Below are 26,025 nucleotides of genomic sequence, written 5' to 3'. Positions count from 1 at the left end.
ATATTTCCATTTGGTTTTTTTGAGTTTATGAGCAACCCATTACTTGATATGGATGGTCTTCCGCCGTTTTCGCGTATCAAAGCGGAGCATGTCGTGCCGGCTGTCGAACGGATATTGGAAGAAAACCGTGCTGCTATCGCGAAATTGCTTGAACATGGAAAAACAGATACCTGGGAACACCTGGTAGAGCCGTTGGAAGACTTGGATGACCGGCTAAACAAAGCCTGGTCTCCGGTAAGCCACATGAATGCCGTGGTGAACAGCGACGAGCTTAGAGAGGCCTACAACGCGTGTCTGCCGCTGTTGAGCGAATACGGGACGGAAATCGGCCAAAACGAGGAATTGTACGCGGCTTACCGCGGGCTTGCCGAAAGCCCGGGTGCAACCGAATTGGATACCGCGCAAAAGAAGATCCTTGAAAATGCGCTCAGGGATTTTCGTCTGTCCGGCGTTGAATTGACTCCGGAGAAAAAGTCCCGCTTCAAGGCCATTGCCCAAGAACTCTCCAAACTCGCCAGTCAATTTCAGGATAACGTGCTCGACGCGACGCATGCCTGGAGCAAGCACATCGAGGATGAAAAGCTGCTGAGCGGATTACCCGAGTCGGCGGTTGCGATGGCGCGCCAAGCAGCTGCGGCGCAGGGTAAGAGAGGTTGGCTGTTCAGTCTGGAATTCCCGTCTTATATTGCCGTGATGACTTATGCGGACGATCGGGATTTGCGCCGCGAGTTCTACACCGCCTACAACACTCGCGCGTCCGATCAAGGTCCTGATGCCGGACGCTGGGACAACTCCGAAGTCATGGAGAGGATTCTCGCCTTGCGCCATGAAGAGGCGCGGCTTCTCGGATTCTCGAACTATGCGGAATTGTCGCTTGCCACCAAAATGGCGCCCTCGACCGATGAGGTGATGCATTTTCTGAACGATCTGGCGCGCCGCAGCTTGCCTCAGGCGAGACGAGATCTCGAAGAGCTGAAAAACTTCGCAAGCCAAGAGCATGGTCAAGAAACGCTGGAATCTTGGGATCTGACTTATTATTCAGAGAAGCTTAGGCAGCATAAATTCGCCTTGTCCGAAGAAGAGATTCGAACCTATTTCCCCGTCAATCGGGTTGTTCCCGGGATGTTCGGCGTGGTCGAACGCTTGTACGGGCTTCAAATCCGGGAAAAATCCGGGGTGGATGTTTGGCATCCGGACGTCAGGTTTTATGAAATCCTTGGCCGCTCGGGCGATTTGTTGGGCGGTTTCTATCTGGATCTTTATGCGCGGCCGAAGAAACGTGGCGGAGCCTGGATGGACGAATGCGTCACCCGGCGCAGAATCGGCCAAAAGATACAGCACCCGATCGCGTATCTGACTTGTAATTTCACGCCTCCGACCAATGGCGAGCCGTCCTTGTTGCGGCATGACGAGGTGTTGACCTTATTCCATGAATTCGGTCATGGCTTGCACCATATGCTGACCAAGGTCGATTACCTGGGTGTTTCCGGCATCCACGGCGTGGAATGGGACGCCGTGGAACTGCCGAGCCAGTTCATGGAAAACTTTTGCTGGGAACCCGATGCGCTGGGACTCATATCGGGCCACTATCGGACCGGCGAGCCTTTGCCGGAAGATTTGCTTGACAAGATGATCGCAGCCCGCAATTTCCAGTCGGGCATGCAGATGGTCCGCCAGCTCGAATTCAGTGTGTTCGATTTCCGCATTCATTTGGAATACGATCCGAGCCGGGGTGGCCGGATTTATCCGATACTCGACGACGTCAGAAAGCAGGTGGCGGTATTTGTCCCGCCGCCTTTCAACCGGTTCCCGCACAGTTTCTCGCACATCTTCGGTGGGGGCTATGCGGCGGGCTATTACAGCTACAAATGGGCGGAAGTCTTGTCCAGCGACGCTTTCTCGCTGTTCGAGGAAGAAGGCATTTTTGCGCCGGACGTAGGCCGCTCGTTCTTGGAAAATATCCTCGAGCAAGGCGGCAGCCGCAAGGCCATGGAGCTTTTCACCGCCTTCCGCGGCCGCGAGCCGACGATCGATGCCCTGCTAAGGCACAACGGCATCGTTGAAGCGGCTTAGCGAATATACAAATCCTTATAATGAAGGCAGGGCGAGGGCGACGTAAGTTGCCCCGCTCGTTGTTTTGTCTTTTAACCGATATCCGCAGCTTGCCGTAGAGTAGGATGAACAGGCTCAGGCGCCGGTGCTTTGGGGGCGCCGGTTTTTCGTAACGAAAGTGAATCCATAACAACGACGTCTATGCCATACCGGCCGTTTGCCAGGGATTACGTCCTTCTCTGGTGCGTTCTCGTTTTCTCTGGCCTTGCCTTTAGGCCTCTTATACCCGTCGATGAAACCCGCGCCGTATCGGTAGCCTGGGAGATGTGGCTGCGAGGCGATTTCCTCGTACCTTCCCTGAACGGCGAACCGTACAGTCACAAGCCGCCTCTTTTCCAATGGATCATCCATTTGAGCTGGCTCATCTTCGGCGTCAACGACTGGACGCCGCGGTTGGTAGGTCCCTTGTTCGGCTTGGCCAATCTGATTCTGACCGAGCGTTTGGCGCGCCGGCTGTGGCCCGAGTTGGAGTCGGTATCCCGCCTGGCTCCTTTGATTTTGCTCGGTCTTGCGGTCTGGTCCATGTGGACCACCTTGACCCTCTACGACATGCTGGTGGCCTTTTTTGCCTTGCTGGGCGTGTTGGGTATTCTGCGCGCGGCTCAAGAACCTTCCTATCTCGGCTGGTTGATGACGGCTGTCGGGATCGGTGGAGGGGTACTGTCCAAAGGGCCCATCATCTTGCTGCTCATACTGCCGGTCGGTCTGCTGGCACCTTGGTGGATGGGGCGCGTTCCGCGTTCGGGCTGGGGCGGATGGTACGCCGGTATTCTGGCGGCTACCGTCTTGGGCGCGGCCATTGCCTTGGCATGGGCTATTCCCGCCGGCATGTCCGGGGGCGAAGAGTACGCCCAAGCCATCTTTTGGGGGCAGTCGGCTGGCCGCATCGCCAATTCCTTCGCTCATAAGCGATCATGGTGGTGGTATGCGGCCATATTGCCGATTTTTTTGTTTCCATGGATTCTTTGGCCGGGTCTTTGGCGCAAGCTGATCGAGCTAAAGGCGGATCTGAAATTGCGCTTCTGCATTCTTCACGTTGCAGCCGTATTGATACTGTTATCGGCTGTCAGCGCCAAACAGATTCATTATCTGCTTCCTTCTCTGCCCATCTGGGCACTGATCTTCGCCCGGGTATTCGGCGATCCGTCGATTCAGGTCGGGCGCTTTGGTCAACGGGCATTCGGAACGGTCGTATTGGGCTTGGGGCTGGCGTTGGCTTTGCTTCCGGGTATCGCCGGTGTTCTCGGCTTTCCGAAAGCCGATAGCACAGTCGTGGCCGTCGCCGAAGCATCGCCCTTGATCGCGAGAGCGCTGATCATCGGACTGGGTGCTTTTCTACTGCTATGGCGGCCCGGTGACTCGGCAACGATGGTGCGGGCAGTCGTGGGAGCGATGATCGGCGTGGTGCTGGCCGCGCATCTCATTTATATCGAGGCAGGGCGATCTCACCACGACATGCGGCCTATGGGAACTCGTCTTGCCCAGTTGCAAGCGCTGGGAGCATCGATTGCGCATTGGGAAAAATACAGCGGGGATTTTCAATTCGTCGGGAGGCTGAAAGAACCGCTCAAGGTGCTCCACACGCGTAAGGCGCTGTCCGAATGGTTGGCCGCACACCCCGATGGTTATGTTGTCATCGTGTATCGCGGTAGCAAGAAGGCATTTGAGGAGAGTGCCGAATTTTCCCAGCCTTATCGGGGCAATCGCCGTATCGGATTATGGAAAGCGTCTGCTCTACTTGCGCGGCCGGATGTGGTTGCCCGACTGACAGGCTGAGCGGGCTAAACCTTGGCCATCTTTCCGAGCGCAGGCTGTGGCTTAACGAGTCCCATAGACGACGATCGTCTTGCCTTTGGCCGAAAGGAGTCCCTGTTCTTCGAGGTTTTTCAGAACCCTTCCCGCAACCTCCCTGGAGCAGCCTACGATGCGGCCCAGTTCCTGCCGGGTGATGCGGATTTGCATGCCGTCGGGGTGCGTCAGTGCTTCAGGCTGCTTGCATAGCTCTATGAGGGTGTGCGCGATACGACCGGAAACATCGAGGAATGCGAGGTTGCCGACCTTGCGGCTGGTGTGTAAAAGCCGCCGGGACAGCTGACGCCCTAGGAGATTCAAAATGCCTACGGCATGTTCGGCGAGTTCGCCGTTGAGCAATTGAGAAAATCGAGCATAACCTATCTCGGCAAGTTGGCTCGGTTCACGGGTCGTGACCGTCACATCCCGAAGCATGGAGCCCATGAATACTCCGATTTCGCCGATAAACTCTCCCTTGTTCAGATAAGCGAGTACGATATCGTCACCGCTCGGCTTGTGCGCCAGACTGACCGTAACCGCGCCTTCGATGATGTAATAGAGCGTGTCTCCTGCATCTCCGGGCCGAATAATGTGCGTTTTGTTGGGATAACGACGGCGATGGCAATACGGCAGGAGATTTGCCAGAGCCTCGTCCGGTTTCGAGAGAGAATGCATAGGCGTTGCGGGTCTCGTGAATGGAAAGCGATCTATCAAGTTTAGCAGCGATTAATTTCGCTTGGCCCGGCGGGGAATTGTGATAAAGTATGCGGCTATTTTTACTCGGGGGTCTTCGATGAAGGCGCGCGTCAAGTGGGTAGAAAATGCGCTGTTCCTGGCTGAATCCGGCAGCGGTCACACGGTAGTCATGGATGGGCCGCCGGAATCGGGCGGCCGGAATCTCGGTGTGCGTCCGATGGAAACCTTGCTGATAGGGATGGGGGGATGTACGGCGTTCGACGTAGTACATATTCTCCGCAAAGGGCGGCACGATGTGCGGGATTGCGAGCTACAGCTCGAAGCTGAACGGGCGGAAACCGATCCCAAGGTTTTTACTCGGATCCACGTGCATTTCGTCGTTAAAGGCAAAGGACTGAGCGACGCAGTGGTCAACCGAGCGGTTCAACTCTCCGCGGAGAAATATTGTTCCGCATCGATTATGCTCGGGAAAACGGCCCAGATTACGCACGACTATGAAATCATCGAAGTCGAGTGAACGATGGACAGGTTTCTCGGTCTCATGAACTTTTGGCACCGGCCCTGCACTTTATTCGTGAGCGCGTGCGGTCAAGGGGCAGTTACAACCGACTACGGGGGTAATCGTTAGATCGATGGAAAAATTGCAGTTACACGGTTTCAATAACCTCACCAAATCGTTGAGCTTCAATATTTACGACATCTGCTATGCCAAATCGGGCCAGCAGCAGCGTCGTTACATCGAGTACATCGACGAGATGTACAACGCCAAACGCTTGACGCAGATATTGACCGATGTGAATGCGATCATCGGCGCCGAAATTTTGAACATAGCGCGTCAGGATTACGAGCCTCAGGGCGCCAGCGTGACCATGCTCATCTCGGAAGGGCACGTGCCGGATACCATCACCAATATCGAGGCGCCGGGTCCCGCGCCGGAATCCGTGGTGGCGCATCTGAACAAAAGCCACATCACGGTGCACACTTATCCGGAAAGTCACCCCTATGGCGGCATTAGCACCTTTCGGGCCGATATCGACGTATCCACCTGCGGCCGGATTTCGCCGCTAAAGGCGCTCAATTATCTGATCCACAGCTTCGAGTCCGATATCGTGATCATGGATTACCGCGTGCGCGGCTTCACGCGCGATATCAGCGGCCAGAAGCATTATAACGATCACGAGATCACGTCCATTCAGAACTACATTTCGGATGCGATGGCGGAGCGGTATCAGATGATCGACGTGAACGTCTATCAGGAGAAAATTTTCCACACCAAGATGATCCTGAAAGACTTCCATCTCGACAATTATCTGTTCGAGACCGACAAAGATGCGCTGACCGACGAGGAGCGTATCGCCATCCAGAAGCAGCTCAAGCAGGAAATGGCGGAAATCTTCTACGGCCGAAATTACAAACTGCGGCGATGAGGATCACGGTCTCTAGCACGACTCCGTAAACCCCATAACTCTAAAAAGCCGGCGCTGAGCCGGCTTTTTTTATCGAACGAGCTGCCGCGCGAGTAGCGTGACCGGATGCAGTACTTCGATATGGCCCAGCCCTCTCTGCTTAAAGCCGGCTCTTAAATGCACTGCGCAACCCGGATTGGATGTCGCCAGGAAATCAGGTTTGATAGCCGTCACCGATTCGAGTACATCGTCCCGCAGGTCTTTAGCCATTTCAGGGTGTTCCAGCATATAACTGCCCGCGGCACCGCAGCAGCGCTGGGAGTTGGGTAGGGATGCTACGTCGAGGGACGGTATGCGGTGGAGCAGGTCGGCGCCGTGACGTTCCGCCCGCAACACGTTCTTCAGGGTGCACGGGGTATGCACGCAAACCTTGGCGGCCAGGGGTTTGAACTCGATGTTGTCGGGCCAGGAGAGTTCTGCAAGGAACTGGCTGATGTCCTTGACGCGCTTGGCAAGATCGGCTGTGGCTTCCAATTGCCGATAGTCGCGCAGCATCGCACCGCAGCCGCTCGCGATGGTGATGATGGTGTCCGCGTCGGACAAATTAAAAGCGGCCAGATTGCGATCCATGAGCTTTCGCGCTGAAGCCTGATCGCCGGCATGATGATGCAGCGCCCCGCAACATACCTGCGTGTCCGGCACCCGAACGCCGACGCCGAGCCGGTTCAGTACAAGCAGAGTTGAAGAGACGGTCTCGGCATCCAGAAGGTTTGCCGTACAGCCGAGAAACAGGGCGACCCGGCCACGCTCGTTCTGGCCTTGTGCGGGATAAAAGTCGTTCCAGCGTACCGAAGTGGATATATCCGGAAGTCCCGCGTCGAATTGGGACAGTCCCAGTGCTTTCAGCAAGCCCGTCTTTTGTAGCAGTCCTTTGCTCTCGCGTCCCGATTTTTCTACCAGGCGTTCCACCCAGCGGGAAGCGCGCTTATTGGTCAGCGCAATCTTGATCCCGGCGGACTTGATGCGAGCCGATGTGGTTTTTCCCACCTCGCCGGTTTCGCCGCGAAACCGATCGACGAGGCTGCCGTACGGAACATAGGCCGGACAGACCGCCTCGCAGGATCGGCACAAGAGGCAATTATCGATGTGACTTACCAATTCCGGCGTCGCAGCGAGTGATCCTTGTGCCCAGCCCTGGATCAGGGCGATGCGTCCGCGCGGGGATTCGTTCTCGTCCAGAGTTTTGTTGTAGGTAGGGCAATGGGGCAGGCACAGCCCGCATTTGACGCAGAGGTCGGTGTCGGAAAACCGTTCGGATCGATTCAAAGAAGTTCGAGAAAAACTGTAACTGGTTAGTGGCGAAAATGCCGCGTGCCGGTAAAGACCATGGCCATGCCGTGTTCGTCGGCGGCCGCGATCACTTCCGGGTCGCGTATCGAGCCGCCCGGCTGAATGACGGCGGTGATCCCGGCCGCGGCGGCCGAATCCACCCCGTCGCGGAACGGGAAGTAAGCGTCCGAAGCCATAACCGAGCCTTGAACGGCAAGTCCTTCGTCCGCGGCCTTGATCGCCGCGATGCGCGCCGAATAGACGCGGCTCATTTGTCCCGCACCTATGCCGATGGTTTGGCGGTTCTTGCAATACACGATGGCGTTGGACTTGACGTACTTGACCACTTTCCAAGCAAACAAGAGATCGGCCATTTCGTCTTCGGTTGGGGCGCGCTGGGTGACGATACGCAAATCTTCCCGAGCAACAACGCCCAGGTCGCGGTCTTGTACCAGGAGACCACCGGATACGCGTTTGAAATCCCATTCCGGCGCGGGAGCGCTAGCCCAAGGACCGGATTCCAAAACCCGTACGTTGGCTTTTCCGCTGAGCACTTGAAGCGTACCCTCGCCCAGCCGGGGAGCGATGATCACTTCCACGAACTGTCTTTCGATGATGGCGCGGGCGGTTTGCACATCCAGCGCTTGATTAAAGGCGATGATGCCGCCGAACGCGGAGGTTGGGTCGGTGGCGTAGGCGCGGTCGTAAGCCTCCATCAGTGTCTTGCCCTGCGCGACGCCGCATGGATTGGCATGCTTGACGATGACGCAGGCAGGCGAGTCGTCGAAAGTCTTGACGCATTCGAGCGCCGCATCCGCGTCGGCGATATTGTTGTAGGACAGTTCCTTGCCCTGAAGCTGTTTCGCCGCAGCGACGGTGCCGCTGGGCACGCCGGGTACAACGTAGAATGCCGCTTTTTGGTGCGGATTTTCCCCGTAGCGCATCGCTTGGGCTTTGCGGAAACGCATCACGAGCGGGTCCGGGAATGTGTCCGAGTCTTCGGCCTTACCGAGATAAGCCGCAATGGCGCTATCATAGGCAGCGGTATGCCGGAAACTTTTGATCGCCAGCTTGAATCGCATGTCATCGGACAGACAGCCGGCTTGCGCTTGAAGTTCCCCGAGAACCTCGGGGTAATCGGTCGGGTCGACGATTACGCCCACCGATTCATGATTCTTGGCGGCCGCACGAATCATGGCGGGACCGCCGATGTCGATGTTTTCGATGGCGTCGGCGAGTTCGCAGCCCGGTTTGGCAATGGTTTGCTCAAAGGGATAAAGATTGACGACCACCAAATCGATGGCGGAAACGCCGTGTTGCGCCATCACATTCTCGTCGATCCCGCGGCGCCCGAGAATACCGCCATGGATCTTGGGGTGCAGGGTCTTGATTCGTCCTCCCATCATTTCGGGAAAGCCGGTGTAATCGGATACTTCCACTGCCGCGATGCCGTTTTCGCGCAAAAGCGCGGCTGTCCCGCCCGATGACAGGATCTCGATTCCAAGGTCAGCCAGTCCTCGGCAGAATTCCACAAGTCCGGATTTGTCTGACACGCTAACGAGTGCTCGGGAGACTTTGATTTTCATGAAAAGATGACGCGGGCAGCTGAAAATTAAAAAAGATTACTCGATGCCGTACTGAAGCATCTTCTTGCGTAAGGTGCTGCGGCTAACGCCGAGTACCAGCGCCGCCTTACTCTGGTTATGACCGCATTGCTCCAATACGGTTTCGATCAAGGGCTTTTCCACTTCGCTGATGACCATGGCGTAGAGATCCGTTGCCTCATGCCCGTCGAGCTGAGCAAAGTAGCGCGTCAGGGTCATGCGTACGTGGTCGCTCAAGAGCAATGTGGCATCGGTTTTGAACTCGACGGCATTGGGCATTGCCTCGATATTCCTTGCTTGTGCTTTCATGCAGCCAATTTCCGACTTTCTTCGTTAAACAATTGGTTTATTAAATCCAGTTGCTGATTGGCACCGTCTTGAATGTTGAACAGCGGGCCGAAATCCGGCGGGCAGGAAAGATGGCTCAGGTACCAACCGACGTGCTTGCGCGCGATCCGCACTCCGAGATGTTCGCCGTAGAATGCATAAAGTCCGTTCAGATGTTCCAAAATGACATCCCGCGTTTCCTCCGCTCCGGGCAGTCCGGACTCGACGCTTCCGCTAAGAAAATGGTCGATGCGACGAAACAGCCAAGGGTTTCCGAGGGCGGCTCGACCGATCATGACAGCATCGGCACCGGTGAGTTCGAGGACGGCCGCTGCTTTTTCCGGCGAATCGACGTCGCCGTTGGCGATCACCGGGATGCCTACAGTTTGCTTGACCTGGTGAATTGTAAGGTATTCGGCTTGCCCGGAAAAGCCGCAGGCTCGGGTGCGACCATGAATCGTGATGGCGCGAATGCCCGCATTCTCGGCGATTTTCGCAACGGTGACCGCGTTGCGGTGGTTGGGGTCCCAGCCGGTGCGTATTTTTAGCGTGACCGGTACCTCCACCGCTCCGACAACCGCTTCCAAAATCCGCGCGACCAGGCGTTCGTCTCTGAGAAGCGCCGATCCGGCGGCTTTGTGGCACACTTTCTTGGCGGGACAGCCCATGTTGATATCGATGATCTGTGCGCCTCGATCGGCGTTGATTCTGGCGGCTTCGGCCATGGCGGCCGGATCGTTGCCGAGAATCTGTACGGCACGGGGTTCCGGCTCTCCGGCGTGATCGCTCCGTCGCAGGGTCTTGCGATCATGGCGCAAGGCGGGATTGGCGGACACCATTTCCGATATGGCGAGAGCTGCGCCGTAACGACGGCATAGCATTCGGAAGGGGCGGTCAGTTACGCCGGCCATAGGAGCCAGAATCAAGTGGTTAGCCAGTCGATACGGGCCGATATACATAGTGATGAGTCTATTGCGGGCGCAAAAGTCTAGCCGGATCAGGGTATGGACGCAAAAATTTTTCCTGCCATTTGTCCATGTTTTTAAGCCGCTGCAAGTCTTCAGGACGGTCGATATCCCACAACGGGGAGAGTTCCGCCCACCGCCAGCGCAGCTTTTCAAGCCGTTGCCGCGTCTCGTTCAGCACCTCCGCTCCGCCCCATGGCATGTTTCGGAACAGTTCGTCGTCGGTCCGGGTCAGCCCGAGCAAGCAGTAACCGCCATCTTCGGCCGGACCGACGACCGCATCGTTTCCGTTCATCAATGCGATGATCGCATTTTCCACATAAAGGGGATCGAGCGCCGGACAATCGGTGCCGATAATGATGATCTGGTTCGCCTTCTCGAGAGACTCGCGGGCAGCGTAGGCCATGCGCGCTCCGAGGTCGCCCCGGCATTGCGTTTTCAGGGCTGCTCCCAATAATTCCAAGCCGACAAATTCGGGGTGGCCGGTATCGGGAGAGCACCAAAGCTGTACCGGGCACAGGTTTGCGTGCAGCATCTCCCGGCCCGTTTTGCGGAGTAGAGCAGTATGCAACCGTGCCGCCGCTTCCGCGCTCAGAGCGGGAATCAATCGGGTTTTTACTTGCCCCGGAATCGGCGCCTTCGCCATGATGGCCAGGGTGGCAAGCGGAAAACGGTAGTCCGACATACTTCAACGGAACGGCAAAATCAGCAGCCGCGAAAAGTCTAGCAGTTTTGGATCGCGTTGGTCTTTGAGGCCGATTTCCATGCCTTCTTGGCCCAGGAGCGGCGTTGCGCAATAAGTGCCGCACAGCTTGTCCCAGAACGGCACGGAAAATCCGAAATTGCTGTCCATTTCCGGCTTGTAGGTCGAATGATGGATGCGGTGCATGTCCGGGGTGATGAGAAACAGTCGGAGTCTCCTTTCCCACGGAGCCGGGATGCGCGCATTTCCGTGATTGAACAAAGCACAGGCGTTCAAAAGTATCTCGAAGACCAGAATGGCCGTCGGCAATATTCCGAAAGCGATGGCTAAAGCCATTTTGTAGTAGGTCGACAGGACGATTTCCAAGGGATGAAAACGGATGGCCGTGGTCGTGTCGAAACCGAGGTCGAGATGGTGAATCTTATGCAATCGCCAGAACAGCGGAACCCGATGAAAGGCGATGTGCTGGAGGTAGATGGCGAAGTCGAGCAGGAGTAAGCCAGCTGCGAAGGATAAACTGTAAGTCAGGGCGAGTTGGTTGAACAGGCCCCAGTGGCTTTCGAGTGCGAACTCTGCGGCGAAATATGCGCCTCCGCCGCTTAAGATGCGTGCGACGGCGGAGTTGAGGGTCATCAGGCCGAGGTGCCGCGCAAGCCGGCGTATCTTGCCTTCGGGAAACGTCCGGAATGGACTACGCCACTCCCATAACAGCATCATGCCAAGCACGCCGAGAAAGAAAACAAGACGGAGGATAGATTCAGTCATGGCGGTAATATGCGGCGGCTAACTTGGCCGGATTGGTCCCGAGAAAATAGAGCAGTCGCAGTTTCCACATGAGGAGGATAGTACGCACCGTTCCGTTTTGTTCCCATCGCCGGCTGGACGTTATCACCCGCTCCAGAAGGCAGGCGGGGCTAGCGATGCGTTTTAGCCGCTCGCTCAGCGCTATGTCCTCCATGAGTGGGATCTCCGGAAAGCCGCCTATGCGCTCGAAGATGTCTCGCCGCACGAATATGGCCTGGTCGCCCGTCGCGATGCCGGTCAAGCGAGAGCGCCAGTTCATCAGGGTTTCGACGATCCGCAACAACGGACGATTCCCGGACAGCCGCACGTCGAAGCGTCCCCATGCGGTCTGGGATTCGAAAACTTTTGTTAACGCGAGGAGTGCGTTCTCCGGCAATCGGGTGTCGATATGGAGAAATAACAGGTAGCCGCCCGTCGCTACGCTTGCGCCGGCATTCATCTGCGCGGCTCGCCCCTTGGGCGCGCGTACGATCGACGACACGAATTCACGGGCCAGGTTCGGACTACCGTCCGTGCTTCCGCCGTCGGCAACGACGATTTCGATTCCCTGACTTCTTAACGGCTGCAGCCGGGATAGCGCCTCCCGGATTATGTCCGCCTCGTTCAAAACCGGAATGATGACAGACCAACGAACGTTTGCGGGCATGTCGCGACACGAGTCGCGGGACGGTTCGGCGGCCGGCCTCTCAGCTAAGCCGTTCGATCTGTTTGTCATGCCGCCGACTCAACAGTGCAAGCGATATCAAAGCTCCGGTCAAGGCAAAAGCCATGTCCGATTGCGCATCCCACAGATCGCCTTGCATCGCCAGAAAATCCTCGGCCCCGTCTCTCAAGGCCACCGCAACGGCCCATTCAACGAGCTCGTAGGCGGCACTGAGCGCGAGGCACAGGGCCGCCACAATCGCGGCCAGCCAGCGTCGATCCCGAAAAACGCCGGAACGAATGAAAATTTCTCGAAAAACAACCGCGGGCGAAAACCCTTGAAAAAAATGAGCCAGCTTGTCGAAGTTGTTTCGCTGACTCCCGAATAGCGGTTTCAGCCAATCGAAAAAAGGAACTTTGCCGAACGAGTAATGCGCGCCGACGAGGATCAGCAGGCATAAAGCCAGGATCAGGCTATAGGCCAGAGGAGTCAGAGGAAAGAGACGATGCGTGGCGATTACTGCGACGAACGCGGCCATGGCGGGTATTGCATCCAAAAGCCAGACGCTATAGCTGTACGGCTGAACGACCGACCACGCCAGCACGGAAACAAATGCAAAAATAAAGATGTTGAACAATGATCTGATATCTCCAGCGGTTTCCATTAAACATTGACTAATTACGGCTCCATGAGTAGCCTTTACGCCAGCTTACGAGATTACTCTAAGTCGTCCGAACCACACTTCGCAAAATGGCCGTGCAACGTTACGGCCGTATCGAGTTCAAGGAGGGAGCATAGTGTACGTTAAGCCTTCAATCCGGTCGCATCGGGTGTTCAAGGCGACAGCGCTGCACGCAAAGGACGGCACTTTGCCGAATTTCAATCCATCGCCCTTGTTTTCTTCGCGGCATCGATCCGTTTTCGACAAGCCGCGGCGCGCCTCCTATGAAATCACTCGTCTGAAGAGTCAATCTTTCAAAACCTTGGCTTGTCGGAGGCAATCGAATCGTGGCTGAGGTGTTACTCATAAGCCGGTGCTGGCGCGCCGAATGTTTCGATCAGTTCTATTCGGTGTTGTTCCATCAACGTGTCCCGCCGATTTAGCGGTCGGCGGCAGGCAAGGAAGTGATAATGATAAAAAAATGCATGGTCTTCATTTGTGGGGCATTTTTGCTTGCGCTCGTAGATAGCGGTGTTTCCCACGCCCGTACGAAGGCGGGAGCGACGAAATCAGCGGTAGAGGATACCGTTCCTCGGAGTGAATACGAGAAACTGAAACAAGAAGTCGAGGCGCTGAAGGCGCAGGTCCAGATTCTCATCGAAAACGAAACTTGGGAGCGAGAGTCCTTGCCGCAGGCGCAGGCACAGAAAACCCAAGAAGCGGCGGCAGAGACATCCGAGCAAGGGGAGAAGACGGCGACGGCACGAGCCGAAACGGCTCCCGCCGCGCCCAAAAAAGTATCTCCGGAAATGGGGTTGAAGGAGGGGGACCGAGAAAAAGAGGCGGAGGAGGCCAAGATAGAACTCGATCAATTCCTGAGATCGCAAAAGGTCTTGTTCAAGAGAGGCGATCTGCAGGTCGAGTTCATCGCGAGTTACGCTCAAGATACATCCGAAATATCGCCATATAAAGTGAGGGCTAGAGCGGCAAGCGCTGGTGTTTTGTTTCGCTACGGCTTGATCGACGATCTCGAGCTGGATATATCCGTTCCATTTAATTTCCAAGAGCTAGAACTAGATACAATTCAGCCGTTTTTTGCTCGCGAAGGCTTTAGGCGGCAGGATGGTTCCGGACTGGGTGACGTCAGTGGCAGTCTGCGATGGGGCGCCTTGCACGAAGAGGGCCTCGTTCCGGAAACAACGTTGAGCCTGAACGTCAAATCCGATACCGGACGGGAGGGGCGCGGCCTTACGAGTGTTTTAGGGCCCAGCGTAGGGTCCAATTTACTGATCGTAGATCCCAGTTTAGGCACAGGCTTTTGGAATGTCGGCGGTTCCGTATCGCTCGTCAAGACGGTGGATCCGGTAGTCCTCTTCGGTTCTCTGGGCTACAACGCGGTCCTCGAAGACGGCAGAATCGACCCGGGCGATCAAATTCCTTATTCCCTCGGTATGGGCTTCTCGTTGAATGATCGGGTAAGTTTCTCCACAGCCTTGAACGGTGCCGCGATACTGCGAGACAAGATCGATGGTCGAGAAATTATGGGTTCCGGCAGGGATATTCACTCGCTCAACTTGGCCGTTACCGTACAGGTGGCTAAGGGCTTATTTGTGGAACCCTTCGTAAATTTCGGCTTGACCGAAGAGGCCACGGATTTTTTCGCGGGCGTCAACGTTCCGTACCGGTTTGATCGACAGTATCCCCTGCCTTTTTTCCGATGAGCAGAGCGTCTATCTAACTAAAGGAGATTAAATGCTATGAGTAGCTGTTTTATTCAAGGTTTCATTCTCCCGGTTGGAGAAGAGAGTGGGGTGGCTCATTTTCGACTCCTTTAACGTAGTTGATCAGTAAAACATGGTGTTGGTAATAAGCCGGAGGTGTTTGCAAACTGCATAAGAAAGTTTTTGCATTGGATGCGGCTGCCTAAACGATATGACCTAGTTCGCGAAACAATTGACCCAGGCTAGGCAGGCTGACCGGCACCCTATTATCGGTTTCGACGTTTTTTCTTAGCCAAAACTTGCACGGATCGCAAGGTTGGGAAGATTACATGGAAAGTATCAACGTTCTTTACCTCGCCCTCAAACCAGAGGCAGATGATGCCGTTTCATCGATAAGAAATGCGGTGGGACGCAATATTCATGTTACGTGTGATCCCGCACAAGCTCGGAATCTTTTGAGTAGTGGCGATTTTCATGTCGGGCTCATTCAATTCGAGCCATTCGACGAAAACTTTTTCCAGCGCGTTATCGGCGACATTTTTTATTATCCGGAAGGGTCATCCATGCAGTGGGTGGCTTTGGTATCTTCGTCGTCTATGGAAAACGAGGCGGTCTGCCGGCTTATCGCAGAGTATTTCTACGATTATCACACGTTGCCTTTCGATATCGACCGCCTAAGGATTACACTCGGTCATGCATCCGGTATGGCGGGAGTTAGAAGGAAGGTATTTCCGCGTACAAGCGAATGGCTCAATAAAAGCGAGTTGATCGGATCAAGCCCGGCCATGAGGCGGGTACTTCACAGTATCGACAAAGTTTTATCTTACGACTTGCCAGTTTTGATCACGGGAGAAAGCGGCACCGGCAAGGAATTGGCCGCGTTAGCCATTCACAATCATTCACCACGTTCCGAAGGACCTTTTGTTGCCGTCAACTGCGCCGCTTTGCCGTCCAATCTGATTCAGTCGGAACTTTTCGGTTACGAGAAAGGCGCTTTCACCGGCGCTCATCAGCGAAAACTGGGATTAATCGAAAAAGCCGGAGGGGGTACTCTTTTTCTGGATGAAACCGGTGAATTACCGCTTGATTTGCAAGCCAATCTTCTTCGCTTTCTCCAGCAGAAAACCATTTATCGAGTCGGCGGCCACGAAGAGATTGCCGTCGACGTCAGAATCATTTCGGCAACCCATGTCGACCTAGAGGAAGCTGTCCGCAAAGGGCGTTTCAGGGAAGATCTCTATTATCGACTTAATGTCTTGAGGGTTACCATGCCGCCTTTGCGTGACCGGGGTTACGATATTGAATTACTGGCGGAGTACTTTCTAAATAGTTTCAAGAAACAAAATGTCTGTAAGGCAAGGCAGTTCAGTCGGCGTGCGTTGAAGGTGATGCGGCACTACAGTTGGCCTGGAAACGTGCGCGAATTGAAAAACCGCGTAGAGCGCGCGCTGGTCATGTGCGACGACGCGTATATTTCGCCGGCGGATTTGGGTTTGGAGGAATATTCGCCGCAGCCTCTCGCGCTAAACCTGAAGGCTGTCAAGGATCAGGCAGAGAAGGACATACTCCACCGGGTATTAGATCAGGCGGGCGACAGCGTAGTGACGGCTGCTCAAATATTGGGGGTATCCCATGTTACGCTTTACCGGTTGATCAAGAAGCACGATATTAAACTTCAAAAATAATTTTTTCCATTTAAAAAACCTGTCGTTACGGTTGAGCTAGCGAAGCAGTAAAATCCTTTTACCCGTTTGACCGACGCACGTCTGGCTGCCTCGGAGAGAATTTGCAGCGATGGTGATATGCCTGCGCGCCTGCAAATTACCTCTGATACTCTCTTGGTTATGCTTTTCGGTTTTCGCGGCATTGGCTCAACGAAGGGCCATGATTGCTCGTTGCACGGGAGTGTCTTTAAGGATTTGTTAGTCGGCTTTTTTCAAAAAGTTAAATTCACCGAAAATCTCAATCATTCAATATAATCAGTCACTTAGGGTTGCTGGCGGTACGGCGGAAGGACGGGAATAACAAAATTGTAAAAGTGGGCCGGTGTTTCGGGAGCCGCCTGGTTGGCGCGAGGCACTCGGACCGGAAGCCAAGGACGCGGCGGGGCCGCTTCGAGGAATCTCAGCTTTGGGGCAGGGGGTAACCGTTTTGTTATACCGAATTCACCGCGATAAAGTCCTGTGATATGACCGGGTTATTCACCCTATTACAGCCGTGTAACACGGGTGGCGGTTATGGCCGGAGCGCTGACGTACCTTAACGGGAATGGGGCGGTTTTAGATCGGCTTGTTTCGTCTGGCTTACGCCCTTTAAACCCGGAAATAAAGGCGTGGCTCAATACCTCAGGGAAAGCGGCGTGTTTACCTTTTTCAAAAACGTACATTTTCAAGCTGGAAAGCGGGCGGTGGAGGTATGTCATGCCGGCGGAATCTGGGGCGGCGGCAGGGGCGGCGCATATGGAAAATAAAAAACTCGTTTTAAAACAATTGAAAATGGCTGGTCGGGATTCTGGTGGTCAAAGGTGGCACGAGGTCTGCAATATGGTTATCGGTCGCAAGGATGCGACTCGAACAAAAGGGAATTTGATAACTGTGATCTTGCTGCGCACTGTTCTGAGGAACGGGTGCGATGGTAAGGGATGAATTCATTAGGCAAGACCTAGAAAGGAGTTCGATTATGAAATCGTATGCATTGGCTGCTGTGTTGTCTTCGGTGATGGTTGCCGGTCCGGCGTTGGCCGACAACGATTTTCGTGCTTTGGGGCAGGTGTCCAATCTGACGCCGATGACGGAAACGCAGCTCGCGGCCGTCGAGGGCGGCCAGTCTTGCTCGGGTGGTTTATTCAATCTTGCGAACACCTGTCTTAACGTAGCCGTACCTACCGTAGTTGCAATTAACCTGGGCATTTTGGGGAGTCCCAGCCAGTATATTAAGCAAATCACGTCACAGTATATTCAATAACAGCGAACTCGGAGTCCCGATGGCATCCTGATCGGGACCGGGGAATCAGGCGGGGGGCGATCATCAGTCGGCCCTCGCCTTTTTGATGAGAGCCTGGCGAGAGCCGAATGGGTTGAAAGTATCGGCTTGAAAGGTTGTTTTTATACGGAAAATGGGTATCGATGCGAATTCAGCACGATATCCCCAGAACGCAAGAGTCTATATCGTAAAGCAATCCATTTTCTGTTTTTAGCATTATTTCGTTCCCCAAATCTTCGGGTATTCCCTGTTGTGTTTTATCAGTTGATCAATAAGCACGATATCAAACTTCAAAAATAACTCTCCTCATTTACAAAAGCCTGCCATCGTGGCCGAGATTGCGGAGCGGAATACCGGCTGTTGTCGGTACTGCCTCGAACGTCCGTAAGCGCTGTTGATATTCCCTACATTAACCCCGGTACGTCCAAATCGGTATCTTGCTGTTCTTTCTTCGCCGTGTCGGCGAAGAAGAGCGCCCCGACTGCCCGCTGACTGGAGTGGATCTAAACGCCCGGCAGCTCGGCAATATCAAGAAGTTAAATTCACTGAAAATATTAGTCACTCAATATAATCAGTCACTTAGAGTTGCTGGCGGTATAACTGAAGGATGGGAATAACAAAATTGTAAAAGTGGGCCGGTGTTTCGGGAGCCGCCTGGTTGGCGCGAGGCACTCGGGCCGGAAGCCAAGGACGCGGCGGGGCCGCTTCGAGGAATCTCAGCTTTGGGGCAGGGGGTAACCGTTTTGTTATACCGAATTCACCGCGATAAAGTCCTGTGATATGACCGGGTTATTCACCCTATTACAGCCGTGTAACACGGGTGGCGGTTATGGCCGGAGCGCTGACGTACCTTAACGGGAATGGGGCGGTTTTAGATCGGCTTGTTTCGTCTGGCTTACGCCATTTAAACCCGGAAATAAAGGCGTGGCTCAATACCTCAGGCAACGCGGTGCGTTTACCTTTTTCAAAAACGTACATTTTCAAGCTGGAAAGCGGGCGGTGGAGGTATGTCATGCCGGCGGAATCTGGAGCGGCGGCAGGGGCGGCGCATATGGAAAATAAAAAACTCGTTTTAAAACAATTGAAAATGGCTGGTCGGGATTCTGGTGGTCAAAGGTGGCACGAGGTCTGCAATATGGTTATCGGTCGCAAGGATGCGACTCGAACAAAAGGGAATTTGATAACTGTGATCTTGCTGCGCACTGTTCTGAGGAACGGGTGCGATGGTAAGGGATGAATGCATTAGGCAAGACCTAGATAAGGAGTTCGATTATGAAATCGTATGCATTGGCTGCTGTGTTGTCTTCGGTGATGGTTGCCGGTCCGGCGTTGGCCGACAACGATTTTCGTGCTTTGGGGCAGGTGTCCAATCTGACGCCGATGACTGAAACGCAGCTCGCGGCCGTCGAGGGCGGTCAGTCTTGCTCTGGTCTTCTGAGTTTCGCGAACACCTGTCTTAACGTAGCCGTACCTACGATCACCGCGTACAACGTGAGTTTTCTCGGGCTACTTGGAGCTACCACCCAGAGCATTAAGCAAGTTACAAACCAGTATATTCAATAACGGCGAACTCGGAATCCCGATGGCATCCTGATCGGGACCGGGGAATCAGGCGGGGGGCGATGATCAGTCGGCCCTCGCCTTTGTGATAAGTCGGCGGCATACCTCGTTTGAACTCGGGGCTAATGTGTCGTCAAAATCGAATTGTTCATGCAGGAAAAGGAGTTCGATCATGAAAGCATATGCATTGGTTGCTGTGTTGTCTTCGGTGATGGTTGCCGGCCCGGCGTTGGCCGACAACGATTTTCGTGCCTTGGGGCAGGTGTCCAATCTGACGCCGATGACTGAAACGCAGCTCGCGGCCGTCGAGGGCGGTCAGTCTTGCTCTGGTTTTTTTAGTATTGGAAACACATGCCTCAATGTAGCCGTACCTACGATAACTGCGGTTAATCTGAGCCTCTTCGGACGAGGCTTCCAGGATATCGTACAGGTCACGAACCAGAGTATCCACTAACGGCAAACTCGGGGTCCCGACGGCATCCTGATCGGGGCCGGGAAATCAGGCGGGGGCGGTCAGTCCGTCCCCGCCTTTTTGCTGAAGACGAGGTGACAAACGAACGGGCACTAAGGATTGGCTCGCGAGCTTTTTTCCGGCACACCGTCTGAGGTGTTGACGCAAGCCTATCTGGCGCAGGCGGCGCTTCAAAACGCCATGAACACGTCAGCAGCCGATGGCGGCATTACGCAAAATCAGGTGGACAGGACAACATCGCTACGTCAGGCTTGCGAATCACAAGCATGCACTCAAAGTGCGAACCTAACGACTAATTCGCGGATTTAGTGGTATAAGGAAACATTGTCCATCGCTGTCTGGTTTAGGGAAAGGGAATGACAAAGATAAGCGGCTTAATTGTGTGGGGGGTGTTGCTGTGCGCTGCCATGGCACACACGGTTGTGGCCGAGCCGAGAACGGCGCCCGCGATAACGCGGCATACCTTGATCGAGCTCCGGGATCGGGCGGTCGTCAAGCAGCGTCTCGATTATTCCTGTGGTGCCGCGGCATTGGCGACCCTGCTGCGGTACTACTATGGCGAGGATACCTCCGAGCAAGATATTCTGAATCGCCTTAATGCAATTTTGGTCAATTTGACCAAGGAGCAATGGGCACACAAGAAGCGGATCGGTTTTTCGCTGCTCGATCTCAAGAAGGTGGCTCAGCAAAAAGGCTACCGGGCAGCAGGCTTCGAATTGACGATCGATCAGCTAAAACAGCTGATAGCGCCCGTCCTGGTCTACGTGCATCCTTTCGGATATCACCATTTCGCCGTACTGAGAGGAATTGCTGGTGACCGGGTCTACCTTGCCGATCCCGGGCGCGGCAACCTGCGAATGAGTCTATCGCGCTTTCAAGACGAGTACGGCGGCGTCATCTTCGTGCTGGGAAAGCCGGGGGAAGAAAACATCGTGTCCTATCCACTGGCGCTGGGAAGGCCTTCCGACTACCCGGAAGTGCGGTTGCGGGATTTCGCCGAGCGAGCCGACATTCTGACCAGTTCCGCGACCAATCTGAATGTCAGGATACACCCACCGCGTTAGCTTAAACCCTATTGTCCGGGGCGGGTGCGGGAGATGGTCAAGGGTGCTGTTTGGGAGAGTCGAAGAAAACCAGACGGCCGCTCCCGTGCATGACGTATGCCCAGGCATCGACCGGGAACTTGATCGCAGCGATTCCGCAGGTCGGAAGAGTGCCGAGACTTTCGCCGGTCAGCCGAGTGACCAGTTCGCTGAGATCGGGGTTGTGGCCGATTAGGTAGACTCTGTTATGGATATTCTCTAGGGACCGAATCAATTCGAGGAGAGCCGGTGTCCCTTGCAGGTAAATGCTGTCACGTACCGCGATTGCCCGGCTGTCGTAGCCGACCGCTTCCGCGATCAGTTCGGCGGTTTCGAGAGCGCGTTTTGCCGGGCTCGTTACGATTAGATCCGGTTCCTGTCCGCGAAACTTCAATACATCGCCCATGACCGGCGCATCGCGTTTGCCGCGGTTGTTCAAGGGACGGTCGATATCCGCCAGAAACGGTTGATCCCGGTCGGATTTGGCGTGACGGATGACGATTAGGCTTTTCATGGCGGCGACCGCGCGCTGTTTCCAATTTGATCACGGCATTTTCATGAAACGATCTTTCCTGTACAAGAGGGGGAAGCTGGACGCGCTTTCGATGGAAGAGCTCGGACAGTACCTCGACGGAATGATTTTTCGTTATGCACCGGCAGGTTATACTATGCCCAAATGGCGTGTTTCCGCCGCGTTCTCATCCTCTTTCGTGGTCCTAAGATTCCGACTGAGTCGTATTTGAAGCAGTTCGTTCTTTTTAATACACCCGTTTTGCAAGCAAAGTCCGTAATACTCGATCACGACAGTGATCAGTCGAGTATTCTTGGCGTGCTTGTCGTTTAGTAATGCCTTGACAATATTGTGGGTTTTGCTATTTAGGGCTAATTTGCCCCGGCTTTTGAGCTCGGGCAAGGAAAAATGCATGTGAACGTAAGAGATCTGAGCCTGGTCCGCAGCACAAGATTTGGTTACTGAGTTTCCGAGGAAAAACACACTGTGAGCTTTCGAAGCTGGATTGTCGTCTTTTTGTGTCCTTTATTTTTCAATGATGCCTTGGCCGAGCCCGGCAAGCCGGCGCCGCCGCCACCCCAAGTTCCAGCTCCGAGCGCACCCGTTACACCTCCGGCCGACAAAGCGCCGGCCAAGCCTTTCGAGTTTTCGGATGTGGAGCAGAAGGCAAAGGAATTAGCCCGCAAGCCTTATGTGCGCGACGAAGCCGGGATGCCCGAGTTTCTGACCAAGCTGGATTACGATCAATACCGCGATATTCGGTATAAACCGGAAAAAGCCCTCTGGCGCGATGAGAACCTGCCCTTTCAAATTCAGGCGTTCCATCGCGGTTTTATGTTCAAGGACCGCGTGATCATCAATATCGTGGACCACGGAAATGCGACGCGGCTCGCGTATTCGCCGGAACTATTCGACTTCGGCAAGAATCAATTTCCCAATCCACTTCCCGCGGATCTAGGATTTGCCGGTATACGCTTCCATCATCCGCTGCGGAAAGACGACGTCTCCGACGAAATCGCCGTTTTTCTAGGCGCCAGTTATTTTCGGGCGGTCGGATTGGGACAGTTGTACGGCTTGTCCGCGCGCGGGCTGGCGATCGATACCGGTTTGCCTAAGGCGGAGGAGTTCCCGATCTTCAAAGAGTTCTGGATTGAAAAGCCGGCGAAGGACGCGAGTTCGCTCACGGTGCACGCTTTACTGGATAGCCAAAGGGTAACCGGCGCTTATCGCTTCGTCATTCACCCCGGCCTTGATTTGACCATGGATGTGACGAGTCACCTTTATTTTCGCCAGAGCATCGAACGGATTGGAATTGCGCCGCTAACCAGCATGTTCTTTCACGGCGAGAACACCGATCGTTTCATGGACGACTTCCGGCCGGAGGTGCACGATTCCGATGGCTTATTGATCGGGAGAAGCACCGGCGAATGGGTATGGCGTCCGTTGAACAACCCGCGCCAGCTTCGCATCAGCGTCTTCAGAGATGAGAAGCCCGTGGGTTTCGGCTTGATGCAAAGAGACCGCAATTTCGATCATTACCAAGACTTGGAAGCCAGCTATAACCGCCGTCCCAGCGCCTGGATCGAAGCTTTGGGCGATTGGGGGCCGGGCGCGGTTTACCTGATTGAAATTCCGAGCGACGCGGAGAAATACGACAATATCGTCGCTTTTTGGGTGCCCGATCAGCCAACCGGAGAAGGCAAGGAATATACGTACAGCTATCGTCTCCATTTCGAATTGGACGAATTCACCGCGCCTGGCGGCGGAAAAGTCGCGGCCACCCGTATCGGCGCGACCATTCCGGATAGTCCTAATCGCAAATTCGTCGTCGAGTTCGCCAGTCCTACGCTCAAGCTGCTCAGCGACAAGGCCTCGGTCGAAGCCGAGGTAAGTGCTTCCGCCGGTAAGATTACCAATACCGTGGTTCAGAAAAACAGTGAAAATGATCAGTGGCGTTTGAGCTTTGATTTAGAACCCGAAAAAGATAAAGACCCGGTCGAGTTGCGTGCGATGTTGAAATCCGGCAAGGATGCGCTTACCGAAACGTGGGTTTATCAGTGGAACCGTCGATGAATCAAGTACGGATTTTAGAAGAGATGATAACGTCCGGCGATGCGGACTCCGCTCCTCAATCATGGCTTCCCGGGATCAAGGAGCGGGTCGTCGCCTACCTGCAGAGCCTCGGCTTGTCTCGGCAGGATTTGATCGAGAACTTAGCCGACGACTGTCTGAACCGTGCCCGCCGCCGGGTCGGACGCGGGGCTGGAGACGAATTGCTCAAGCGTGCGATAGAAGAGGCCCAGCGGCGTTTCGACCACGCCTTGGCGCGAGCCATGCGCTTGTCTCCGTCCAAGGATCCTCATCCCATAGCTGCGGCCCGCGCCGCCTTGCTGCTGACCGGTTGCCCGTCGGCCAGCGACGCTCTGTTCGGAAATCCGGATCCGCCGTCTGAGACGGGTGAAATGCTAAGAGAAATTCTGCCCCGACCCACTCCGCCCGAGGACTCCGTTCCTATGGCCGAACAGCCGCTGAGATTCTGGCTGTTCAAATCGACTCATCAAAGCAGCTAACCCTTTTTCAAATATGTCTTCCAATGCCAGCGCTCTGCCGGGCTATGTCCGCACTTTAAGGCGAACGTTTTTCTTCACTCTGGTAACCCTGACGGCCTTCGCGGCGCTTGCCATGATAACGAGCGCTTTCCTGCAGAACGGAATAACGCCGCAGGAGATCGTGCTGCTCATACTTTATACCTTGCTGATTCTGTGGATCAGCACCTCGTTTTGGACCGCTACGCTCGGATTCTGGTGCTTGCTTCGGGGTGGCGACAAGCGCTCGATTTCGAGACTGGTCCCGAATCCGGACATGACGTCCGACCAGGAGCCGGCGCTCACGGCGCTGGTGATGCCGATCTACAACGAGGATCCGGTGCGGGTATTCGCGGGACTGCGGGCGATTTATCAGTCGCTCCGCGAAACCGGGCGCGCGGACGAGTTCGAACTGTTCATCCTCAGCGATACGCGCGATCCCGATACCTGGATGCAGGAGGAGGTAAACTGGTATCGCATGTGCCGCGACTTCAATGCGCACGGCAAAATCTTTTACCGCAATCGCGAGAAGAACATCGCCCGCAAGAGCGGCAACATCGAGGATTTTTGCCGTCGCTGGGGCGGCCGTTACCGCTACATGATCGTCCTCGATGCTGACAGCCTCATGGCCGGTGAGACGCTGACGAAAATGGTGGATCTGATGGAGGCTCATCCCCGCGTCGCACTGATTCAATCACCGCCGCTGCCGGTAAATCATAAATCCTTGTTCGCCCGTATCCTCCAGTTCGCCAGCAGTTTGTACAGCGACATCTTCATTGCCGGGATCAATTTCTGGCAGCTCTCGGGTAGCAATTATTGGGGGCACAACGCGATTATCCGCATGCAGCCCTTCGTTCGGCATTGCGGTTTGCCGAAGTTGCCGGGGCGGGAGCCATTCGGCGGCGAGATCTTGAGCCACGACTTCGTCGAGGCGACTTTGTTGCGCGAGGCCGGATGGGAAGTGTGGCTGGCGGCCGATCTCAAGGGCAGCTACGAGGAGCTGCCGCCGACGCTGATCGACTACGCCAAGCGCGATCGGCGTTGGTGCCAGGGGAATTTGCAACATTTGCGCATGGTGTTCGCCCGCGGCTTTTCTGGACTCAGCCGTTTGTATTTTCTGATGGGCATCATGTCCTATCTGTCCTCGCCGTTATGGTTGCTGTTTCTGGTTTTAACCGGCTTTGAGGCGTATGTGCAGAGCCAAACCATGCCGGTTTATTTTTTCGGCGACAATATTTTTCCGGTCTGGCCCGAGTCTTATGCGGTCGAGATGACGACGGTCTTGCTGGTGACGCTGGCCATGCTGTTTCTGCCGAAATTCTGGAGCTTTTTGCTGCTCCTGATGCGTCCCAGAATAATCAAGGGCTATGGCGGCGTGATACGCGCCGCTTTCAGCGTCTTTTTCGAAAGCGCATTTTCAGTGCTGACGGCGCCTGTGCTCATGCTGTATCAGAGCAAATTCGTCGTCGCCATTTTGCTGCGTCGCAGCGTCGGCTGGCCTCCGCAAAATCGCGGCGATCACCGTTTGAGCCTCAAGGAAGCCACTCTGGCTCACGGCGGGCAGACGCTGACCGGGTTGGGTGCCGGATGGCTGAGCTACGAGTATGTGCCTGACTTTTTCCTGTGGCTGATTCCCGTTCTGGCCGGGTTGGTCCTTGCCATACCCGTTTCGATCCTTTCCAGCAGCACGTCGGTGGGTTCGCTCGCCCGTAAACTCGGATTTTTCCTGACTCCGGAAGAGTATAAGGCGCCGCGTGTCGTCGAACTGCTCCACGAAAATCTTGCCCGTACCGAGCAAGCGGGTGCGCAAAATGAAGGCGAGTTGAACGTTGCCGATCCGGGAACGTATTCCCTCCACTTCGCTCTTTTGCCCGATCGTCCGGTGAAAAAGCGCCAGCGCCACCAGTTGCGCGCTTTGGTGTACCAATTGGTGGAAGAGGGGCCGGAAACGCTGTCCGCCGCCGACAAGCGTGCCTTGATTTCCGATCCGGAGACGCTGACTCGGTTGCACACCTTGGCTTGGAGCCGGAAGGACAAGGACACCCCTCAATTGTCCTGAGGAGCGACCGCC

Annotated in this window: 25 protein-coding genes; 15 read left to right on the top strand and 10 right to left on the bottom strand. The window is 55.1% G+C overall.

The window, feature by feature from the left end:
- Nucleotides 1-27 precede the first annotated feature (27 nt).
- Together prlC and ACR2TX_RS03900 are read left to right on the top strand one after the other, a co-directional pair.
- Nucleotides 28-2,073: an oligopeptidase A gene (gene prlC / locus ACR2TX_RS03905; protein WP_077730289.1), complete on the top strand. Its 2,046-nt coding sequence runs from the start codon at nucleotides 28-30 to the stop codon at nucleotides 2,071-2,073.
- Nucleotides 2,074-2,376: 303 nt separating this feature from the next.
- Nucleotides 2,377-3,888 (top strand): ArnT family glycosyltransferase, encoded by a 1,512-nt coding sequence (locus ACR2TX_RS03900; RefSeq protein WP_434131262.1) that lies wholly within the window; start codon nucleotides 2,377-2,379, stop codon nucleotides 3,886-3,888.
- Nucleotides 3,889-3,930: 42 nt separating this feature from the next.
- On the opposite strand, the gene crp is transcribed toward ACR2TX_RS03900, so the two are convergent.
- Nucleotides 3,931-4,578, bottom strand: coding sequence for a cAMP-activated global transcriptional regulator CRP (crp, locus tag ACR2TX_RS03895; protein ID WP_077730291.1), 648 nt, complete (start codon nucleotides 4,576-4,578; stop codon nucleotides 3,931-3,933).
- Nucleotides 4,579-4,696: 118 nt separating this feature from the next.
- On the opposite strand from crp, the gene ACR2TX_RS03890 reads away from it, so the two are divergent.
- Both ACR2TX_RS03890 and speD read left to right on the top strand, forming a co-directional pair.
- On the top strand, nucleotides 4,697-5,116 hold the full coding sequence (locus ACR2TX_RS03890; RefSeq protein WP_077730292.1) for an OsmC family protein: 420 nt from the start codon (nucleotides 4,697-4,699) through the stop codon (nucleotides 5,114-5,116).
- A gap of 115 nt (nucleotides 5,117-5,231) precedes the next feature.
- Nucleotides 5,232-6,026, top strand: coding sequence for an adenosylmethionine decarboxylase (gene speD, locus ACR2TX_RS03885; RefSeq protein WP_077730293.1), 795 nt, complete (start codon nucleotides 5,232-5,234; stop codon nucleotides 6,024-6,026).
- Nucleotides 6,027-6,095: 69 nt separating this feature from the next.
- Here the strand turns inward: speD and ACR2TX_RS03880 are convergent, their stop codons facing one another.
- The 8 genes from ACR2TX_RS03880 to ACR2TX_RS03845 are packed head-to-tail and all read right to left on the bottom strand — an operon-like array spanning nucleotide 6,096 to nucleotide 13,017.
- The gene (locus ACR2TX_RS03880; RefSeq protein WP_086133161.1) at nucleotides 6,096-7,331 is read right to left on the bottom strand and encodes a (Fe-S)-binding protein; all 1,236 of its coding nucleotides are present in this window, start codon (nucleotides 7,329-7,331) and stop codon (nucleotides 6,096-6,098) included.
- 26 nt (nucleotides 7,332-7,357) lie between these two features.
- Nucleotides 7,358-8,920 carry a bifunctional phosphoribosylaminoimidazolecarboxamide formyltransferase/IMP cyclohydrolase gene (gene purH / locus ACR2TX_RS03875; protein WP_434131260.1) on the bottom strand — a complete coding sequence of 521 codons (1,563 nt, stop codon included), beginning with the start codon at nucleotides 8,918-8,920 and terminating at the stop codon, nucleotides 7,358-7,360.
- A gap of 36 nt (nucleotides 8,921-8,956) precedes the next feature.
- Nucleotides 8,957-9,247: a helix-turn-helix domain-containing protein gene (locus ACR2TX_RS03870; RefSeq protein ID WP_077730296.1), complete on the bottom strand. Its 291-nt coding sequence runs from the start codon at nucleotides 9,245-9,247 to the stop codon at nucleotides 8,957-8,959.
- A complete protein-coding gene (gene dusB / locus ACR2TX_RS03865; RefSeq protein ID WP_434131259.1) occupies nucleotides 9,244-10,224 on the bottom strand; it encodes a tRNA dihydrouridine synthase DusB in 981 nt (326 codons plus the stop codon). Before dusB ends, ACR2TX_RS03870 begins: the two co-directional genes overlap by 4 nt.
- Before the next feature lie 10 nt (nucleotides 10,225-10,234).
- A complete protein-coding gene (locus ACR2TX_RS03860) occupies nucleotides 10,235-10,915 on the bottom strand; it encodes a TIGR04282 family arsenosugar biosynthesis glycosyltransferase (protein ID WP_156880078.1) in 681 nt (226 codons plus the stop codon).
- A 3-nt stretch (nucleotides 10,916-10,918) separates the two neighbouring features.
- On the bottom strand, nucleotides 10,919-11,698 hold the full coding sequence (locus tag ACR2TX_RS03855) for a sterol desaturase family protein (RefSeq protein WP_077730299.1): 780 nt from the start codon (nucleotides 11,696-11,698) through the stop codon (nucleotides 10,919-10,921).
- Nucleotides 11,691-12,383, bottom strand: coding sequence for a TIGR04283 family arsenosugar biosynthesis glycosyltransferase (locus ACR2TX_RS03850; RefSeq protein WP_077730300.1), 693 nt, complete (start codon nucleotides 12,381-12,383; stop codon nucleotides 11,691-11,693). Before ACR2TX_RS03850 ends, ACR2TX_RS03855 begins: the two co-directional genes overlap by 8 nt.
- 40 nt (nucleotides 12,384-12,423) lie before the next feature.
- On the bottom strand, nucleotides 12,424-13,017 hold the full coding sequence (locus tag ACR2TX_RS03845) for a DUF2238 domain-containing protein (protein WP_086133190.1): 594 nt from the start codon (nucleotides 13,015-13,017) through the stop codon (nucleotides 12,424-12,426).
- 494 nt (nucleotides 13,018-13,511) lie between these two features.
- Here ACR2TX_RS03845 and ACR2TX_RS03840 point away from each other — a divergent pair, with 494 nt between their 5' ends.
- The 8 genes from ACR2TX_RS03840 (at nucleotide 13,512) to ACR2TX_RS03805 (ending at nucleotide 20,840) form a co-directional block, all read left to right on the top strand.
- Nucleotides 13,512-14,762: a transporter gene (locus tag ACR2TX_RS03840; protein ID WP_434131258.1), complete on the top strand. Its 1,251-nt coding sequence runs from the start codon at nucleotides 13,512-13,514 to the stop codon at nucleotides 14,760-14,762.
- Nucleotides 14,763-15,091: 329 nt separating this feature from the next.
- On the top strand, nucleotides 15,092-16,447 hold the full coding sequence (locus ACR2TX_RS03835) for a sigma-54 dependent transcriptional regulator (protein WP_077731759.1): 1,356 nt from the start codon (nucleotides 15,092-15,094) through the stop codon (nucleotides 16,445-16,447).
- 552 nt (nucleotides 16,448-16,999) lie between these two features.
- Nucleotides 17,000-17,407: a hypothetical protein gene (locus tag ACR2TX_RS03830; protein WP_434110329.1), complete on the top strand. Its 408-nt coding sequence runs from the start codon at nucleotides 17,000-17,002 to the stop codon at nucleotides 17,405-17,407.
- 34 nt (nucleotides 17,408-17,441) lie between these two features.
- On the top strand, nucleotides 17,442-17,726 hold the full coding sequence (locus ACR2TX_RS03825) for a hypothetical protein (RefSeq protein WP_077731757.1): 285 nt from the start codon (nucleotides 17,442-17,444) through the stop codon (nucleotides 17,724-17,726).
- A gap of 847 nt (nucleotides 17,727-18,573) precedes the next feature.
- Nucleotides 18,574-18,981 (top strand): hypothetical protein, encoded by a 408-nt coding sequence (locus ACR2TX_RS03820; protein ID WP_434131255.1) that lies wholly within the window; start codon nucleotides 18,574-18,576, stop codon nucleotides 18,979-18,981.
- Nucleotides 18,982-19,016: 35 nt separating this feature from the next.
- Nucleotides 19,017-19,307: a hypothetical protein gene (locus tag ACR2TX_RS03815; protein ID WP_077731755.1), complete on the top strand. Its 291-nt coding sequence runs from the start codon at nucleotides 19,017-19,019 to the stop codon at nucleotides 19,305-19,307.
- Nucleotides 19,308-19,476: 169 nt separating this feature from the next.
- Nucleotides 19,477-19,758 carry a hypothetical protein gene (locus tag ACR2TX_RS03810; protein ID WP_086133662.1) on the top strand — a complete coding sequence of 94 codons (282 nt, stop codon included), beginning with the start codon at nucleotides 19,477-19,479 and terminating at the stop codon, nucleotides 19,756-19,758.
- A gap of 374 nt (nucleotides 19,759-20,132) precedes the next feature.
- Nucleotides 20,133-20,840 carry a C39 family peptidase gene (locus tag ACR2TX_RS03805; protein WP_086133661.1) on the top strand — a complete coding sequence of 236 codons (708 nt, stop codon included), beginning with the start codon at nucleotides 20,133-20,135 and terminating at the stop codon, nucleotides 20,838-20,840.
- Nucleotides 20,841-20,877: 37 nt separating this feature from the next.
- Here the strand turns inward: ACR2TX_RS03805 and ACR2TX_RS03800 are convergent, their stop codons facing one another.
- Entirely contained in the window at nucleotides 20,878-21,372 is a 495-nt protein-coding gene (locus ACR2TX_RS03800) for a SixA phosphatase family protein (RefSeq protein ID WP_077731751.1), read from the bottom strand.
- A 483-nt stretch (nucleotides 21,373-21,855) separates the two neighbouring features.
- Between ACR2TX_RS03800 and ACR2TX_RS03795 the strand changes: the two genes are divergently transcribed.
- From ACR2TX_RS03795 to mdoH, 3 genes are read left to right on the top strand one after another with little or no spacing between them, the layout of a single operon-like run.
- Complete coding sequence (locus ACR2TX_RS03795) at nucleotides 21,856-23,442, top strand: glucan biosynthesis protein (RefSeq protein ID WP_240506858.1); 1,587 nt, start codon at nucleotides 21,856-21,858, stop codon at nucleotides 23,440-23,442.
- Nucleotides 23,439-23,939: a hypothetical protein gene (locus ACR2TX_RS03790; protein ID WP_077731749.1), complete on the top strand. Its 501-nt coding sequence runs from the start codon at nucleotides 23,439-23,441 to the stop codon at nucleotides 23,937-23,939. The genes ACR2TX_RS03795 and ACR2TX_RS03790 overlap by 4 nt, the downstream gene beginning before the upstream one ends.
- 13 nt (nucleotides 23,940-23,952) lie before the next feature.
- Nucleotides 23,953-26,013, top strand: coding sequence for a glucans biosynthesis glucosyltransferase MdoH (gene mdoH / locus ACR2TX_RS03785; protein WP_086133658.1), 2,061 nt, complete (start codon nucleotides 23,953-23,955; stop codon nucleotides 26,011-26,013).
- Nucleotides 26,014-26,025: the final 12 nt, after the last annotated feature.

The sequence above is a fragment of the Methylocaldum sp. GT1BB genome, from assembly GCF_051027545.1.
Lineage (GTDB): Bacteria > Pseudomonadota > Gammaproteobacteria > Methylococcales > Methylococcaceae > Methylocaldum.
The sequence above is the reverse complement of the archived record's forward strand: the minus strand, read 5'-3'. Positions and strand labels throughout refer to the sequence as shown.

What these genes read in the sequence shown, in the direction of transcription:
- ACR2TX_RS03855 (WP_077730299.1), bottom strand. Translation starts at nt 11,698, where the DNA reads ATGACTGAATCTATCCTCCGTCTTGTTTTCTTTCTCGGCGTGCTTGGC.
- ACR2TX_RS03835 (WP_077731759.1), top strand. Translation starts at nt 15,092, where the DNA reads ATGGAAAGTATCAACGTTCTTTACCTCGCCCTCAAACCAGAGGCAGAT.
- ACR2TX_RS03800 (WP_077731751.1), bottom strand. Translation starts at nt 21,372, where the DNA reads ATGAAAAGCCTAATCGTCATCCGTCACGCCAAATCCGACCGGGATCAA.
- ACR2TX_RS03825 (WP_077731757.1), top strand. Translation starts at nt 17,442, where the DNA reads ATGAAATCGTATGCATTGGCTGCTGTGTTGTCTTCGGTGATGGTTGCC.
- ACR2TX_RS03860 (WP_156880078.1), bottom strand. Translation starts at nt 10,915, where the DNA reads ATGTCGGACTACCGTTTTCCGCTTGCCACCCTGGCCATCATGGCGAAG.
- ACR2TX_RS03840 (WP_434131258.1), top strand. Translation starts at nt 13,512, where the DNA reads ATGATAAAAAAATGCATGGTCTTCATTTGTGGGGCATTTTTGCTTGCG.
- prlC (WP_077730289.1), top strand. Translation starts at nt 28, where the DNA reads ATGAGCAACCCATTACTTGATATGGATGGTCTTCCGCCGTTTTCGCGT.
- ACR2TX_RS03805 (WP_086133661.1), top strand. Translation starts at nt 20,133, where the DNA reads ATGACAAAGATAAGCGGCTTAATTGTGTGGGGGGTGTTGCTGTGCGCT.
- ACR2TX_RS03810 (WP_086133662.1), top strand. Translation starts at nt 19,477, where the DNA reads ATGAAAGCATATGCATTGGTTGCTGTGTTGTCTTCGGTGATGGTTGCC.
- purH (WP_434131260.1), bottom strand. Translation starts at nt 8,920, where the DNA reads ATGAAAATCAAAGTCTCCCGAGCACTCGTTAGCGTGTCAGACAAATCC.
- ACR2TX_RS03890 (WP_077730292.1), top strand. Translation starts at nt 4,697, where the DNA reads ATGAAGGCGCGCGTCAAGTGGGTAGAAAATGCGCTGTTCCTGGCTGAA.
- ACR2TX_RS03830 (WP_434110329.1), top strand. Translation starts at nt 17,000, where the DNA reads ATGGCCGGAGCGCTGACGTACCTTAACGGGAATGGGGCGGTTTTAGAT.
- ACR2TX_RS03850 (WP_077730300.1), bottom strand. Translation starts at nt 12,383, where the DNA reads ATGCCCGCAAACGTTCGTTGGTCTGTCATCATTCCGGTTTTGAACGAG.
- ACR2TX_RS03870 (WP_077730296.1), bottom strand. Translation starts at nt 9,247, where the DNA reads ATGAAAGCACAAGCAAGGAATATCGAGGCAATGCCCAATGCCGTCGAG.
- ACR2TX_RS03790 (WP_077731749.1), top strand. Translation starts at nt 23,439, where the DNA reads ATGAATCAAGTACGGATTTTAGAAGAGATGATAACGTCCGGCGATGCG.
- speD (WP_077730293.1), top strand. Translation starts at nt 5,232, where the DNA reads ATGGAAAAATTGCAGTTACACGGTTTCAATAACCTCACCAAATCGTTG.
- ACR2TX_RS03900 (WP_434131262.1), top strand. Translation starts at nt 2,377, where the DNA reads ATGTGGCTGCGAGGCGATTTCCTCGTACCTTCCCTGAACGGCGAACCG.
- dusB (WP_434131259.1), bottom strand. Translation starts at nt 10,224, where the DNA reads ATGTATATCGGCCCGTATCGACTGGCTAACCACTTGATTCTGGCTCCT.
- ACR2TX_RS03820 (WP_434131255.1), top strand. Translation starts at nt 18,574, where the DNA reads ATGGCCGGAGCGCTGACGTACCTTAACGGGAATGGGGCGGTTTTAGAT.
- ACR2TX_RS03815 (WP_077731755.1), top strand. Translation starts at nt 19,017, where the DNA reads ATGAAATCGTATGCATTGGCTGCTGTGTTGTCTTCGGTGATGGTTGCC.
- mdoH (WP_086133658.1), top strand. Translation starts at nt 23,953, where the DNA reads ATGTCTTCCAATGCCAGCGCTCTGCCGGGCTATGTCCGCACTTTAAGG.
- crp (WP_077730291.1), bottom strand. Translation starts at nt 4,578, where the DNA reads ATGCATTCTCTCTCGAAACCGGACGAGGCTCTGGCAAATCTCCTGCCG.